We start from the raw sequence: 13,772 nt of genomic DNA, 5'->3' as shown, positions 1-13,772 counted from the left end.
CTTAGAAGCTTAGTAGATAACTCAATTCCCCGCGGGTTTCTGTAAAATTTGGCTGCAGCTGAGGCCCTGCCGTTTTCACTTTGTTATTGGTAAGGAATAAATTGAAGGATATCAATTGTTTATTAGTCACCCGGTAACCCAGGTTACCGGTAGCGTTAATGATAAATGTATCCTCTCCGCCTAATGACTTGCTGCTGGTAAAAGTGCTGCTAAGGCCGGTTTGCAGTTTTTGAAAAAAGACCTTGTTTGCCCCTGCCGTTGCCGACCGGAAGCTGTTGCTCATGCCCTGCCCACTCAATTTGGTATCCGAAATATTGACGTAGGCGCTCAACATCCTTTTAGTGAAGTTGATATTGTAGCTCAGCATATACTGGTTTGTTTTTATGCTGCGCGATACGGCATCGGTACTATAAAAAGTGTTATAGTCATTTAAACTATTACGGGTAAATGAGCCGGAGACCATATGGATCACATCGGTGCTGATGATCATGTACCGGGGCATGATGGTGATGGTTTGGGTGGTTTGTACAATCTTAAGCGAATCGGCAAATAAAACGGTTTGGGCCTTTTGATTATCGGAGAAGTTGGTGTAAACCGCATCTACCGACAGTGATTTGGTAATATCAACGCCCGCGTTAAACGCGCCAATAACCCGGTGATTGGTCGCTCGTTTTTGATCTTTTATATTATCGTGCTGAAAGCCCAGGCTACCGTTAAACCTTATTTTTCCTTTGGCAAGATTTGCAGAAGGGCTTACCGTCCAGTTTTCATAATCCGAGCTGAAATAGTAGGCACCCATGGTCTGAAAATCTGGGTCGACACGCTTATATTTTAGTTTGAGTCCATAGTTCCGGCTTTTATAACCAAGCCCCGCCGAAAAAGCGGTGTAGTATTCGGATGTACCATTTAGCCCAAAGGTAGTGCGGAGTTTATTCAATAAAGTACTGCTTCCATTATCAAGCGAGATTGGCGAATTAACATCATTAGTATACAAGCTTAATGCGCCGTCACTTTCAAACATAAAATACTTAAAAAAGCTAAACCTTGAGGTATAACCCATCACATCATTTCTGGCCGGGCTTATATAGTCTTGCTGCGGGGTAACACCTTTTGGTTTGATGGTATCGTCTTTGGCGCTCAGGTAACTCAATTCAAAAAAGTTACGATCTGTTCCGTAACCAAGTTTAGCGGCATATCCTTTTCGTGAAAAAGAAAACGGTACCAAAGCCTGTGTTGTCGTATCAATGGTGGTGGCCCTGTTCAAACGACCGTACATAAAGCCAACCCGCAGCTTGCCAGGGGTTAATTCAAAACCCGCTCCAAGCATGGTATGACCGCCCAGGGTATAAGGCGAAAAAGAGATGTCCCGGTAACCGAGATGCACGGTAACCCATTTATAAGCAGGACTTATTCCAAACTGGTTAAATGGCTGCCTGAATGATTTATCAGACTGGCTGAAACTGAAAGACAACGGTACATCCAAACCGTAAAAACTAATGGTTGGATTACCCGAAAAATAGTAAGTAAAAGGTGCACGGCGATCCTGGATACCCGTTGCATTATAAAAAATACCCTGAGCCTGAATAGTGCCTGAGAAGGTTACCGGCTTTTGATGAGCGATATTTTCAAGATCTTGAGCGTGAAGGCAGCAGCATCCACTATAAATAAGTGCCATTAACAGCAGGTATTTTTTCATTGCAGTTAGGTTGATACCCTCAACCCACCAACCGGTTAAATGGCGGTCAATGAGTTAAATGAGATATGAGTGATAAGGTGCTTTGTTACTTATGGCTTTTCAGAATGTAGTATCGCCGTTTGGGATATATATTACTGTTTTAGTGAACTGTTTCATAGGTGTTGGTTTTAATAATATTTATAGTGATAGCTTATGGTTTTACAGTCCGCAGTTATGCGAAATCCGTTTTACAAATAAACATGGTGAGACTAAGAATCTCTTTCGAGTTTGTTGCAGATACTTGCGTTTTCGTTACATTTTGAAGCAAGTGGCGCTCTTCAGCGCTATGCCGTCCTGGACATTTGGCGAAGCAAGAGGTGCGTGGCTACCGCCTACATTATTTTTTCGAAACACCGAATGACAAATTCGCTTGGGATATTGGACGTCAAGCTTATGCTCATAAAATATAAAAGGGAAAAAAAACATCTTTTATACTAATAGATTATTACACCGTATCAGCGGTTTTCTTCGACCGGAAGACATTGAATGTAATGTATCGGGCACTGGTCATTCTTCCGCTTCCATATCCCCGGCAGTTACTCAGTCGAACATTCAATCCCGGATTGGTTAAACAACTATTTTCAGCAAAGGAGCCTTCCCGGGCGAAACCTTTAATGAACGTATTTCAAAGATGATTACTAATGAAGGAGCAGCGCCTCATGGTCAGGAAAAAAGCCTGGTGATGCAGGAAGCATATAAACGGCTGAATATAATACTTGCTAAAATTTGCGGCGGTGTGCGTTCTCATTAACAAGACTGATGACCTGTTCATCAGGAACCTGGGACGATGTAGACTTGAAACTATTTGGTATTGTAGGTAGATTATTATAAAAGAGGTGAGTCCGCCGAAGCATACGTAACTGAATTGGAGAGGTACAAGTCAAAAAACCTTCGGTGGTAATGGAAGTTGTGTTTATCAGGCGGTGCTGAAACGGCGGTCCCAAAAGTTTTTCCCATCGGGCACAATGGTGTTTGTTTACGTTTATCTGTTCGGATTAACGGGATTGTTTTGTTCCCGGTTATTTTTATCTATAAGTTTTTTCTTTTTTCTGCTGTCCATAACCAGGGTTACTACAGCATATATAAATACGGCCAACATGGCCAGGATCTCCTGTGTGTTTTTTTTGACAATGCCGTCCACAATGCAAATGGGGCCCAGCACTGTCAGGCAAATAAGGGTCGGTTTTCGCGGCAATAAGATGGCCATGGTAAATAATTTAATTGGTTTGCAAATTTTGCGGTGTATAATAATTTACTGTATAACCAGGTCTGCTTCAATATTTAATTCATTATCCGCTTTCACCTTGTCCCAAATGTGTACTTTTACGTGATAGGTCTCCCCTGCTTCCATCGGTCTTGCAATGGTGATATCACCGCGCAGTTCGGTAGCGCTTGCCGGCGGATAGCCCTGAGCACCTGCAAACAGGTCGGCAGCATTAAGTACCGTTGTTCCCTTTTTATCAGTTACCAAGAGCATCATCCCCGGGAAAACCTTTCCTTCTTTAAGCCCATAATTGTTTAGGCCAAGCGCTACAATAGCTATTCGGGTGTTCAATTGTACTTTATTATCGGTCATTCGTTTATTGGCCGGGTCAATCAATAAAACATCGCGCACGATAAAGCCATTGTAGCTGAAAGATAAACCGGTGCGGAAGTCCTTTTTTGCGCCTTTACTATAGTTGCATCCGACAAATATCATACAACTTAATAGCATGAGAAGCGGTATCGCTAAGGTTGTTTTTAGGTTTTTCATTGAAGTTAAGAATGTTGTTTTGAAACCAGCCAATATGATCACTACAGATTGTAAGGCCGGTACAATTTCTTCACAAAGAAACGTAGCTCATCCAAAAATTACTTTCGTATATGTTACAAATGCTTTTGAATTTGTTGCGTTGTAGATCTGCCCGTTTCTGAATATGGCATCTTATTTTGATCTGCCAGGATATGCAAGCTGATAAGTATATCAGGGGTAAATGTAAAGTGGTTTTGACGGGTCGTTATAGATGTTCATACCCACCTGGTACGGTCAAGTTTAAACTTTGCCTCGGTCTTTCGGCGGTCGGCCGTTTGGTAGATCCTTAAGCGATTTATCAATTATGTCAAGCAGAGCTTTGTGATATTAAAGCTGACAAAGATCGCTACACGCACAGAGGTGGAATTCCATGATCATGCTCCGTAAGGAAGTGCCCTATACCTTCCTACAAATGTCTGGCCCGCGCCATATGCAGAACAGCAGGAATGCACATCCGGCTAATCAGCGCCGATACCCTCAAAACGAGTAAACCAGTGACGGTATCACATCGTTTATGAGACGATTATGTTAGAAAGATAATATGCAAATACAGTGTCAACCTTTTTATTTTTCAAAATAATTTTTATTTTTATAAGCGAGTTGGTAAAGCCAGTTTTATTTATAGTGAGCGATCCATTGAGTAGGAAAAACGCATCGTCATAAAATATTGATTTTAAAGCAATTAATACCAGAGTTCCATTCCCGCTCTGAGTACAAAAGCAGAGTAAAATCGCTTCAAAAGCCCTTAAATCAAACGATTTAGGGGCTTTTTCTCTTAAAACCCCTCCAAAAGATTCATTCAACCGCATGTTTTAGGGTTCAGGATAGCTTCATAATGTTGCTGAACGGACCTTGCTACGGTTTTGAAGGCTTCGATACCCGCGGCTTCTACATCATTGTACCAAATGGCCAGCCGAATACTTCCGGCTGATAGGATCGTTTGTTTCCTTTGGCTTCTTCAATCGCTTTACTTTCCGCATCCGATGCTTCCCACCGATATTTTATCCTTGCTTCCTGTACAGCATCATAAGCCAGCTTTTGTACATGGAACCGGTCCTTCACCTGGCTGGCATTACTGAAGCGCCGTCTGACCGCTTTGATCATGTTGCCGGCTTTGCTTCAAGGCGTACCAACACTCCTAATTTTTCCATCCGATGTTTTTACGAGTTTAGTCGTGAACGAGCCGGAATGCTTACAGTATTTAAAAAAAATAAGCCCAATTTATCTCAGCAGCTTCCTCAGCATAGCCATGTCCGTTAGCCGGACGCCATCTTCAAATATCGGTGCTGAATAATAGGTCAAAAAGAATCCTTTTTTGATCTCAAATAATTCAAAACCTGCTCTTTTGTAAATGGCTAATTGCTTTCCGGCTATGGTGGGTGTACCAATGATTAGTTCGCGGAAACCCTGCTCCGTCGCCCTGATCTCGGCATCTTTGAGCAACAGCTTGCCGATCCCCTGGTTCTGCCAAGCCTCGTTTACAGCGATGGCTTTTATCTCTGCGCTGTGTTCGTCAATAGGATAAAGTGCATAAACAGCAATCACGATACCGCCGGTTTCAGCCACATAAATAGCCGATTGGAATATATAATGCTCAATAGCCTGCATTTCCTCATCTGCAAGCAATAAAAGTTCGTAGGGGACGGCATCTGTTTTTTTTAATAGCCGGATAGCTGTTTGATCAATCATGGTTGGATCATCATTAAGTTAAAAAGCAATTGTGTATTGAAAATTGATCACCCCGCTTCTGGTCAATCCATCCGGCCTTATCTTTCTCACAATAAACGGCGTTCCGACAACAATTTCAAAACGGTTCGCATTTTTGAAAGTCTTTGTGGCGACAACGCTGCCATTTAACGTAAGCCCTTGTGATCCGCCGATCGAAGTCTTGTAACCGAATTTATTTTCATAGGTATCATCTCCAATATGATAAACCGCTGAAAGACTGGGTTTAAGCGTAACGGAAGATTGTGGTAAGTGGATGTAATAACCAATCCGGCCAAGCAGGTCGCTTTTTCGCCTGAAATTATTGGTTGGCGCGAATTCCAGTGCCCTCGGGTCATTATATTCATCAGGGAAATACGTGCTTTTATTTATTTGTATGACAGGCAACTGTACAGCCACATCGAATTCCCATGTCCGGTTTACGATATAGTTAACACCAGCAATGGCATCGTAAGTGCCGATACTTGCCTGGTAATCTAAAGGCAAAGGCTTGCCCTCGTTATTTTTATCGTTCCCGGTGCTCACCGGGATCTTTATGCCGCCAATGAAATTAAGGCTATTGGCCGAATTTAAACGAGGTGTATAATTGAGCGTTCCGTACACATCGCCGATATTAAATGCATGCCCTAAAAAGCCAGTAGCATACGTTGCGGTTAATTTTGATTGAAAAGAAAAATGATTGTTTAAATTTACCTGGTATTGGACATAAGTATTGATCGTGCTGGTATTCTGTTCTCCTAACCCGTAATTTATGCCAAAGTCAATAGCATGTTTTTTGGGCAATGTGCCTACTGTATCTTCGATATTATTTTTCAATACGCCAAGGCTACAAAACCCGGCATCGCTGCAGCCCTGTGCAAACCCGTTTAAGGCTATTACCATGGCAATAGCAAATATATATATAGTTTTCATGATATGCCCCGATTAAAAAGTGAGTTGTGTATAACCGAATAAATGGTGGTATTGCTGGCAGTAGATCAAAGCGTATGCGTAATCTTTCACGTTCGCTTCCGAAGGGATATCATACACCTGGTTGCCGGAAGTAGATTTTAGCGACCCAAGGTTTACAAAATGAACCGGATTTTGTTCCTGGCTGATATAAACCTTAAGATCCGGCCCGTTACTGGTAGAAAAACCCTCCAGGACCAGTTTATATTTGCCTCCCGTTAAAAAGACCCTGGCAGTACCCGTGACGGTGCCGTATGGGCCATTGCTAAAATCACCGCTATTGCTTGCAGGTTTAGATTGGGACGCATCAATCCTCTCATTCAAAGTAGCGGTTGGCGTACTCTCTTTTTTGCAACCCGCCAAAATCGTACATGTCAAGAGCACGATAATGCTTATTTTTAATAAATTTGGTGCTTTCATGATGATTAATAATTATGGTTTTAGCATTTTAGACGACATATTCCTGGAAACCTTACATCAATTTATAAGAAATCACCAGTCATGCGGCCAATGTTAAAATAATCAGCATCGATTATGTACCTTCGATAATTCACGATGCCGGCTAAAGCAACTGCCGCATTACTTAGTCGTCGATTGGTCAAGCCGGATAAGCGCAGGCGTACTAATCCTGGAAGGTCCCGGATCCTACGAGTGGCTGGGAATTCAGTACAGTTTCTACCGTAATGGTGTTTCGCTGTTCTTCAGAAAACGTAGATTTTTCACTTTTCCTGCAGGCAAGAACAGAAAGAATCATCAAGGTACCAAAGGCTATTTTACTTGATCTTAAAATTTAATATAGAAGATTTCCCAGTTTGTTCGATTCCTTTTGTTTTCTGACATTGTTTTCGCAAAATAGCGATAGGCTTTTATTCTATTTGAGGTAAAGCAGGCCTGTTTTGGTACAGGATGCATCCACACTGGGTGGGGCACTCAACCGGCAGGAAGCCGTTTTTTTATAATTCGCCCTATTGGCCGCTGCTGTACACGTCATCTACATTTTACTAAAAGGCAGACCGGAGCGACTATTTTTTCATATACGCGATTAGTTCCGGCAGTGCCCGCCCGACTACGTCTGCAGACACCCCCAGTGCCTCGGCAGTGCTATCGCCCCGGTTTACCCAAAATGTGGGGAAACCGAAGAATTTAGCGCCGCAGGCGTCCCAGGCACTGAAGGCCGCAAAAACGATGTCGTCCTTGGGTAGTTTTAAAGTGTCGATTCCCATTTGATAGGCAGCGGGGCTCGGCTTGAAAGCACGTACCTCATCGGTGCTTATCAAATGGTCGAAATACTGGCTGATATTGTTTTTCTTCAAGGAAGACTTAAGCATGTCCACCGTAAAGTTGGATAGAAAGGACAAGCTGATATTCATCTTTTTCAGAGTTTCCAGCCCTGCAACAACATCAGGCCAGATGTCGAGATTTAAATAGGCGTTCATTAACCGCGCTTTGTACTCATCAGTCATGGCCAAGCCTATTTTTGCTGCTGCAAACGTGAGGGCATCTTCCGTCACCCGCCAAAAATCCTTATATTGTTTGGCCGCAGTCAATATCCACGAATATTCAAATTGTTTCGTTCGCCACAGGGCAACTAATTCAGTGCTTTGGCTTCCAAACAATTCTGCGGCAAGCGCAAATACTGGTGCCGGGTTAAAAATCACAAAGCCATCAAATAAAATTGCTTTCTTCACGCTATTTGGTCTTGATCCCTTCCCGGAGCTTACCGCTTTTAAGGGGATTTGTGTGGCAAGTAAGCCGGTAACGGTAGTTGCGATAAACCCTCTACGGGAAAACACATTCCTGAACTCATTTTCTGATATTATTTGCTTCTTTGCCATACTTATAAGATTATTTTGTAAGTTGAAATTTTGCGAAGCCTAAAACTTTTTGATCAGTATTACGCCGGTAACCAAAAGTACGATACCACCCGCCCGAGCCCAATTTACAGGGTGCGCAGCGTAATGCAGCCAGCCATAATGTTCTATAAGCACCGATGAGATGATTTGCCCGGCGATAAAAAAAATAATGGTATTACCCACACCAATCTTCTGGGGTACAATACTGAAGGTTAAGATGTTCATGGCGATGATAACTCCGCCAAGCCACATCACCCAATTCGTACTTAACACTTGCGCGATACCAGGCAAAGGCGTGCGGGTAACGGTTATCACCAAGCTTACTATTATCGCCGCGATTAAAAAGGCGCACAAAGTCGCCAAGTACGGACTACCCAGTGTCTTTCCCAATGCGCCGTTACTGGATGCCATAACCGGCAGGCACATCCCAACCATCATTGTAGCCGCTATATAGGAAACGTTATTCATAACTTACTTTTATAAAGTTTCCCGCACTCATCATTAGGTTTGACAAGAACGGGAAACAGGTTAATTAATCTACCGGATATTATTCCTGGTTAAAAACTCCCTTATATTCTCCGCAATCTCCGCATGATATTCCTCAAGGGCAAAATGACTGGTGTTGTAAACATGCAGTTCGGCGTGCGGCAGGTCTGTTTTGTAAGCTTCAGCAGCAGCCAGCGGGAAGAACTGATCATTTTTACCCCAGGCGAGCAAAGTAGGCGGCAGATGGGTGCGGAAATAATTTTGCCAGTTCGCATATTCAGTCACGTTAGTAGAATAGTTATGCAACAGGTCTAAATGAATATCTATCAGACCCGGCCTGGTTAGGTAATACAAGTCCATCATAGGGCCATCCATGTTTATTTTTTCCGGGTCTTCAGCCCCGTCAAAGTAGAATATCCTGATGCCATCCAGGGTCATTAATCCTCTGATCGGTTGCTCTGTTTCAGCATTGCGGTTTTGTAAAAACGGCATCGCCAATCCGAAAGCCGGGCCGATACCTTCCATGTAAGCATTCGCATTCTGGATGATCAATGATTGGATCAACTCGGGCCTGCGGGCGGCGATCCTGAAACCTACCGGGCCACCATAGTCAAAAGCGTATAAGCTGAATTGCTTCAAACCGATCTGGTCGATAAATTTCTCAATCGTGACTGACAGGTTATGGAACGTATATTCATATTCATCTCGAGATGGTACGTCGCTGTTTCCAAACGCCGGGTAATCCGGTGCCACCAAATGGTAATCGCCTGCCAGGTCATTAATCAGGTCGCGGAAAGAAATAGATGATGAAGGGAACCCATTCAATAGTAATATCGTAGGATTCTCTTTGCTCCCGGCCTCCCGGTAAAAAATGTTGACGCCGTTTACGGTTTCATTTTTGTAGTAAATTGTTGTTTTTTTCATTTTAAAATGGTTTGATATTTACAGGAATTAAGGTTTCAGCGAGAAAAATACGTCCACTGAAATACGGTTCAATTGCAGGTAAAACAGTAGGACGCTGTACATCATGATATAAATCATTTGAAAAGTAACCGTGACCCAATCCGAAACCAGGCTTTTGCCGGTAAGTAAGAGAAACATCAACAGGCAGCCCGCTATCAATACACCCTGAGTTTCCAACCCGCATACCAGTAGCAAGCCGATACCGATTTCCAGGTAAGGCAGGCTGTTGCCGGTGGCTCTTGTGACAACAGACGGCAAGCCTGAGCCTTCAAACTCCCTGCCCAGTGCGTTTACGAATAATGAACGGCCATTTAAGCCTAACCAGCCCGTGAAGCAATATCTTAAGGCCTAACCCGGCCCTTAACAGGAAAAATGCAATGTATTCGTTCATATAACATACATACCAGTCTGTTTTAATTTCACAAATAAATTATTTGATGTTGTTTTTTAACAAAAATGACCTGATGAGGCCGGCCGCTTCCTCATGTTTTTCTTCCAGCACAAAGTGGCCGCCATTCAGCAAATGAATCTCTGCCTTCGGGAGATCCTTTTTATAGGCCATTGCCCCCGCGGCTACAAAAAGCTTGTCGTTTTTACCGGAAATAACCAGGGTCAATGGCTGGTATTTCTTAAAATAAGCCTGCCATGTTGCATATAAGAGCAAATTAGTACCGTAGTTTCGGAACAAAGCAAGCTGTATATTCTGGTTGCCGGGCCTGTTCAAATAATATTGATCGGTGATGTAGCTGTCGGGGTCTATTTCCGACACATCTTCCGCACCATCGGTGTATTGCCATTTGGTTCCTTCTATGCTTAAGAACCCTTTAACCGGGCCACTAGTGGATTCGCCGGGATTTTGAATATAGGCCACTAAAGGCTTCAGTGCATCACCCAATCCTTCGGTGTAGGCGTTAGCATTTTGCACGATGATGGACTGGATCAATCCGGGCCTTGCACTTGCGATGCGAAAGCCTACAGGGCCGCCATAATCCTGCACGTAAAGGCTAAATTGCTTTAAACCCAGCGCGTCGATAAAATGGTTCATGGTTGCAGCCAGGTTATCAAACGTATAGTTGTATGCTGTTGGCTCCGGCGCACTGCTTTGTCCAAAGCCCGGATAATCCGGCGCGATCAAATGATAGTTAGGGGCAAGGTCCCTGATCAGGTCGCGAAACATGTGGGAAGAAGATGGAAAGCCATGTAGCAATAAAATGGTGGGTTTGCTTTTATCTCCGGCCTCCCGGTAAAAGATGTCTAAACCATCCACTTTTATGGTCCTGAAATACACGCCTGCAGTACCATTTACTTTAGGTGCTTGATGAGCCGCCTGTTTCGCTTGAGTTGCTGCATGTACTACAGGGCTTGAATTAAATACACTGCCCAGCAATAGCGAGGCGACGATGATCTTTGTTTTCATCTTTTATTTGTTTATTGATAATAACATACAGACAAGTCTGTTTTAATTAAGTTAAATTTTTTTCAATTCGGCTGCCGTAGTTGGCTGATGTTTAGTTATAAGATTTTTTCTACCAGTGTTTTCGCTGTCTGAATTGGCCAGGCATTGCCGTGTACCTTGTTGGTGATCAGTGCACCGTCGAATAGCATATACAATTCGTCCGCCAGTTTTTCCTTATGTACGGGCCTCAATATATCTGCAAACATGGCCCTTACACCATCTTTTTGTTTGCGTATGATTTCCCGTACCCTTTCGCTGTCAACCGGCAGTTCCGAAACAATATTCAGGAAATTACAGCCATAATACTCCGGCTGCGCGGATACCTCCGCTAAAAAGTCAAACACGGCGAGTACCTTTTCCTTGGGTGCTCCAAATTTTTCAGCTTCGGCTTTCAGTGCAGCATTGGTTTCTGCCCCCTTTACAGTGAGGTATTCTACCAGCAAATCTTCCTTTGAATGGAAATGCTGGTATAAGGATGCTTTCGCAACCCCTGCCTCTTCAATAATTTGGTTAATGCCGGTGGCATTATAGCCTTGCTTATAAAACAATCTGGATGCGGTTTCTACGATCTGGTTTCTTACGGCACTTGCTTTCATGGCACAAATGTAAAAATTAATTTTAACATACAGACAGGTTTGTATTTTTTTTTTATTTTTGTACGCTGCTTAGGTGTCGTTTGTCTAAAAGGTCAGTAATTTCATTAATCACCTTACGGCAGTAATTTCCTTTTAGATAACAATCCGGGAATATTAAAAAAACTGTATTCATCAAGAATATTTCCCGATTGGTGTAAAATTTTGCGAAAGTGGTTTTTGTTGATGGTACTTCGTACAAAATAAATAAAACAAAGATCATGAAAAACCATTTTCACAACGAGAATGAGCACACCCCGCAAGCAAATAACGATGGTATTGACCGCAGAGGTTTCCTTGAATGCATGGCATGGGCCGGTACCGGTGTGCTTTGGATGATGTCGGGCGGCATATTAAAATCGTATGGGATGAGCCAGATGATAGATAAAACGACCGGGACCTTGCAAAAAGGGCTTGCTATGCCGAAATCTGATTTCAGTTTTGTGCAGATCAGCGACAGCCATATCGGCTTTACCAAGCCGGCCAATACCGATGTGGTAGGGACACTAAATGCGGCCATCTCCAAAATCAATACCATGCCGGTAACGCCATCTTTTGTATTACATACCGGCGACCTGACCCATCTGGCACAGGCTGATGAGTTTGATACGCTCGAACAATCGTTAAAAAGCGTAAAAACTGAAAAGGTTTTTTATGTGCCCGGCGAACATGATGTTACCGATAACGGCAAGCTATACCTGGAACGCTACGGTAAAGGCACACTTGGCGACGGATGGTACAGCTTTGATTCGCACGGCGTTCACTTCATTGGCCTTAATAACGTAACTAACCATGTAGATGGCGGATTGGGTTATATCGGTGCTGCCCAGTTAAAATGGCTGGAGGCAGACCTGAAGCCGCTATCAAACAGTACGCCTATTGTGGTATTCGCCCATATTCCGCTTTGGGCCATTTATCCGCAATGGGGTTGGGGAACAGATGACAGCGGACAGGCCCTGACTTTATTAAAACGCTTCGGTTCGGTGTCGGTATTGAATGGACATATCCATCAAACCATTCAAAAAGTTGAAGGTAATATTACTTTTCATACGGCCAATTCTACCGCGTTCCCGCAACCCGCACCCGGCGCGGCACCATCACCGGGGCCAATGAAAGTTCCTGCCGATAAACTGCGTAGCTTTCTGGGTTTAACCAGCGTTAATTATGTGGAACACAACCATACCCTGGCTATAACAGATACGCCGCTGATATTGGCAGAATCCATGATCGAACAGAAATAACCTGAGATGATAAAAAAAATCATATTACTGATACTGATAGCCGGTGTGTCAAAAACCAGCCTGGCCCAATACAAACCCGTTGAAGCAGCATCATCCTTAAAGTTTAACATCAAAAATCTGGGCTTTAGCGTTGAGGGGACTTTTAGTGGCTTTGATGGGACCATCAACTTCGACCCTCAAAACCCGTCGGGCAGCAAAATCGACGTAACCATTAACGCTGCTACTGTAAATACAGATAACAGTCTGCGGGACGAACATTTGAAACGGGAAGGCTATTTTGACATTAAAAATAACCCGAGGATCAGAATGGAATCTAACAAGATCACGGCTACCGGGAAAGCCACATACCAGTTTAATGGTTTGCTGACGATAAAAGGAAAATCGCAAACCGTAACATTCCCATTCATGGCAGAACCTTTAGGAGATGGTTATGCCTTTAAGGGTTCGTTTAAAATGAAACGGAAAGATTTTAGCCTGGGAGGAACAAGCACCGTGTCTGATGAGGTGGAGGTAAACATTAATCTGATCGCAAAAAAATGAAGAAATTCCTAACGATAGTAAGCCTTGCCCTGCCCGTGTTTTTAACCGCTGCGGCCACCATCAGGTCTTCCGATAGTGCTAAATATACCAATTTGAAAGTCCTGCCTAAGAACATCAGTTCGCGAGACTTGCAAAGTATCATGGCTGACGATTTTGAAGATGGTCTGGGTGTAAGTTGCGGCTTTTGCCATGCTAATGCCCCGGATGGACATGGCCTTGATTTTGCCAGTGATACCAAGCCCGAAAAGGCCATAACCCGTACGATGATGCGCATGACGCTCGACCTGAATAAGCGCTGGCTGCAAAACAAACACCCGCGATTGGGAGACCCGGCTCTTGTTGTACAATGCAGCACCTGCCATAAAGGGCAGGCCTTCCCATATGGGGCAGAACCGCAATAG

General features: G+C 43.6%; 18 protein-coding genes. 4 read left to right on the top strand and 14 right to left on the bottom strand.

Annotated features, from left to right (window positions below; translation table 11 throughout):
* Position 1: 1 nt before the first annotated feature.
* Complete coding sequence (locus DIU38_RS03130; RefSeq protein WP_112656696.1) at positions 2-1,696, bottom strand: hypothetical protein; 1,695 nt, start codon at positions 1,694-1,696, stop codon at positions 2-4.
* 356 nt (positions 1,697-2,052) lie between these two features.
* Here DIU38_RS03130 and DIU38_RS34780 point away from each other — a divergent pair, with 356 nt between their 5' ends.
* On the top strand, positions 2,053-2,145 hold the full coding sequence (locus tag DIU38_RS34780) for a 1-deoxy-D-xylulose-5-phosphate synthase N-terminal domain-containing protein (RefSeq protein WP_407716478.1): 93 nt from the start codon (positions 2,053-2,055) through the stop codon (positions 2,143-2,145).
* Positions 2,146-2,717: 572 nt separating this feature from the next.
* On the opposite strand, the gene DIU38_RS03115 is transcribed toward DIU38_RS34780, so the two are convergent.
* The 13 genes from DIU38_RS03115 to DIU38_RS03050 all read right to left on the bottom strand — a co-directional run bounded on the left by DIU38_RS03115 (position 2,718) and on the right by DIU38_RS03050 (position 11,554).
* Positions 2,718-2,942 (bottom strand): hypothetical protein, encoded by a 225-nt coding sequence (locus DIU38_RS03115; RefSeq protein ID WP_112656692.1) that lies wholly within the window; start codon positions 2,940-2,942, stop codon positions 2,718-2,720.
* A gap of 45 nt (positions 2,943-2,987) precedes the next feature.
* The gene (locus DIU38_RS03110) at positions 2,988-3,488 is read right to left on the bottom strand and encodes a hypothetical protein (RefSeq protein WP_146750428.1); all 501 of its coding nucleotides are present in this window, start codon (positions 3,486-3,488) and stop codon (positions 2,988-2,990) included.
* Between the two features lie 551 nt (positions 3,489-4,039).
* A complete protein-coding gene (locus DIU38_RS03105; RefSeq protein ID WP_112656686.1) occupies positions 4,040-4,336 on the bottom strand; it encodes a hypothetical protein in 297 nt (98 codons plus the stop codon).
* A gap of 79 nt (positions 4,337-4,415) precedes the next feature.
* Positions 4,416-4,631, bottom strand: coding sequence for a transposase (locus tag DIU38_RS33385; RefSeq protein ID WP_208057606.1), 216 nt, complete (start codon positions 4,629-4,631; stop codon positions 4,416-4,418).
* 117 nt (positions 4,632-4,748) lie between these two features.
* Positions 4,749-5,216, bottom strand: a complete 468-nt coding sequence (locus tag DIU38_RS03090) for a GNAT family N-acetyltransferase (protein ID WP_112656684.1) — start codon at positions 5,214-5,216, stop codon at positions 4,749-4,751.
* 18 nt (positions 5,217-5,234) lie between these two features.
* The gene (locus DIU38_RS03085) at positions 5,235-6,164 is read right to left on the bottom strand and encodes a hypothetical protein (protein WP_112656682.1); all 930 of its coding nucleotides are present in this window, start codon (positions 6,162-6,164) and stop codon (positions 5,235-5,237) included.
* 12 nt (positions 6,165-6,176) lie between these two features.
* Positions 6,177-6,620 (bottom strand): DM13 domain-containing protein, encoded by a 444-nt coding sequence (locus tag DIU38_RS03080; protein ID WP_112656680.1) that lies wholly within the window; start codon positions 6,618-6,620, stop codon positions 6,177-6,179.
* Between the two features lie 602 nt (positions 6,621-7,222).
* Positions 7,223-8,035 carry a haloacid dehalogenase type II gene (locus tag DIU38_RS03075; RefSeq protein WP_112656678.1) on the bottom strand — a complete coding sequence of 271 codons (813 nt, stop codon included), beginning with the start codon at positions 8,033-8,035 and terminating at the stop codon, positions 7,223-7,225.
* Between the two features lie 39 nt (positions 8,036-8,074).
* The gene (locus DIU38_RS03070) at positions 8,075-8,521 is read right to left on the bottom strand and encodes a DMT family transporter (RefSeq protein ID WP_112656676.1); all 447 of its coding nucleotides are present in this window, start codon (positions 8,519-8,521) and stop codon (positions 8,075-8,077) included.
* 69 nt (positions 8,522-8,590) lie between these two features.
* Entirely contained in the window at positions 8,591-9,463 is an 873-nt protein-coding gene (locus DIU38_RS03065) for an alpha/beta fold hydrolase (RefSeq protein WP_112656674.1), read from the bottom strand.
* A gap of 27 nt (positions 9,464-9,490) precedes the next feature.
* The gene (locus DIU38_RS03060) at positions 9,491-9,760 is read right to left on the bottom strand and encodes a hypothetical protein (protein ID WP_112656672.1); all 270 of its coding nucleotides are present in this window, start codon (positions 9,758-9,760) and stop codon (positions 9,491-9,493) included.
* Between the two features lie 172 nt (positions 9,761-9,932).
* A complete protein-coding gene (locus tag DIU38_RS03055) occupies positions 9,933-10,919 on the bottom strand; it encodes an alpha/beta fold hydrolase (RefSeq protein ID WP_112656670.1) in 987 nt (328 codons plus the stop codon).
* Positions 10,920-11,014: 95 nt separating this feature from the next.
* Positions 11,015-11,554 carry a TetR/AcrR family transcriptional regulator gene (locus DIU38_RS03050; protein WP_112656668.1) on the bottom strand — a complete coding sequence of 180 codons (540 nt, stop codon included), beginning with the start codon at positions 11,552-11,554 and terminating at the stop codon, positions 11,015-11,017.
* 257 nt (positions 11,555-11,811) lie between these two features.
* Here DIU38_RS03050 and DIU38_RS03045 point away from each other — a divergent pair, with 257 nt between their 5' ends.
* Genes DIU38_RS03045 through DIU38_RS03035 form a run of 3 tightly spaced genes read left to right on the top strand, consistent with a single transcriptional unit; the run spans position 11,812 to position 13,772 of the window.
* On the top strand, positions 11,812-12,831 hold the full coding sequence (locus DIU38_RS03045; protein WP_112656724.1) for a metallophosphoesterase family protein: 1,020 nt from the start codon (positions 11,812-11,814) through the stop codon (positions 12,829-12,831).
* A gap of 6 nt (positions 12,832-12,837) precedes the next feature.
* Positions 12,838-13,371, top strand: coding sequence for a YceI family protein (locus DIU38_RS03040; protein ID WP_112656666.1), 534 nt, complete (start codon positions 12,838-12,840; stop codon positions 13,369-13,371).
* Positions 13,368-13,772 carry a c-type cytochrome gene (locus DIU38_RS03035; RefSeq protein WP_112656664.1) on the top strand — a complete coding sequence of 135 codons (405 nt, stop codon included), beginning with the start codon at positions 13,368-13,370 and terminating at the stop codon, positions 13,770-13,772. Before DIU38_RS03040 ends, DIU38_RS03035 begins: the two co-directional genes overlap by 4 nt.

The organism is Mucilaginibacter metallidurans (assembly GCF_003286435.2).
Lineage (GTDB): Bacteria > Bacteroidota > Bacteroidia > Sphingobacteriales > Sphingobacteriaceae > Mucilaginibacter > Mucilaginibacter gossypii.
This window is presented reverse-complemented; position numbering and strand designations above follow the sequence as displayed.

Bases quoted from the DNA above. Each gene is read 5' to 3' on its own strand.
- DIU38_RS03130 (WP_112656696.1), bottom strand. From the start codon at position 1,696: ATGAAAAAATACCTGCTGTTAATGGCACTTATTTATAGTGGATGCTGC.
- DIU38_RS03115 (WP_112656692.1), bottom strand. From the start codon at position 2,942: ATGGCCATCTTATTGCCGCGAAAACCGACCCTTATTTGCCTGACAGTG.
- DIU38_RS03110 (WP_146750428.1), bottom strand. From the start codon at position 3,488: ATGAAAAACCTAAAAACAACCTTAGCGATACCGCTTCTCATGCTATTA.
- DIU38_RS03105 (WP_112656686.1), bottom strand. From the start codon at position 4,336: ATGCGGTTGAATGAATCTTTTGGAGGGGTTTTAAGAGAAAAAGCCCCT.
- DIU38_RS33385 (WP_208057606.1), bottom strand. From the start codon at position 4,631: ATGATCAAAGCGGTCAGACGGCGCTTCAGTAATGCCAGCCAGGTGAAG.
- DIU38_RS03090 (WP_112656684.1), bottom strand. From the start codon at position 5,216: ATGATTGATCAAACAGCTATCCGGCTATTAAAAAAAACAGATGCCGTC.
- DIU38_RS03085 (WP_112656682.1), bottom strand. From the start codon at position 6,164: ATGAAAACTATATATATATTTGCTATTGCCATGGTAATAGCCTTAAAC.
- DIU38_RS03080 (WP_112656680.1), bottom strand. From the start codon at position 6,620: ATGAAAGCACCAAATTTATTAAAAATAAGCATTATCGTGCTCTTGACA.
- DIU38_RS03075 (WP_112656678.1), bottom strand. From the start codon at position 8,035: ATGGCAAAGAAGCAAATAATATCAGAAAATGAGTTCAGGAATGTGTTT.
- DIU38_RS03070 (WP_112656676.1), bottom strand. From the start codon at position 8,521: ATGAATAACGTTTCCTATATAGCGGCTACAATGATGGTTGGGATGTGC.
- DIU38_RS03065 (WP_112656674.1), bottom strand. From the start codon at position 9,463: ATGAAAAAAACAACAATTTACTACAAAAATGAAACCGTAAACGGCGTC.
- DIU38_RS03055 (WP_112656670.1), bottom strand. From the start codon at position 10,919: ATGAAAACAAAGATCATCGTCGCCTCGCTATTGCTGGGCAGTGTATTT.
- DIU38_RS03050 (WP_112656668.1), bottom strand. From the start codon at position 11,554: ATGAAAGCAAGTGCCGTAAGAAACCAGATCGTAGAAACCGCATCCAGA.
- DIU38_RS03045 (WP_112656724.1), top strand. From the start codon at position 11,812: ATGAAAAACCATTTTCACAACGAGAATGAGCACACCCCGCAAGCAAAT.
- DIU38_RS03040 (WP_112656666.1), top strand. From the start codon at position 12,838: ATGATAAAAAAAATCATATTACTGATACTGATAGCCGGTGTGTCAAAA.
- DIU38_RS03035 (WP_112656664.1), top strand. From the start codon at position 13,368: ATGAAGAAATTCCTAACGATAGTAAGCCTTGCCCTGCCCGTGTTTTTA.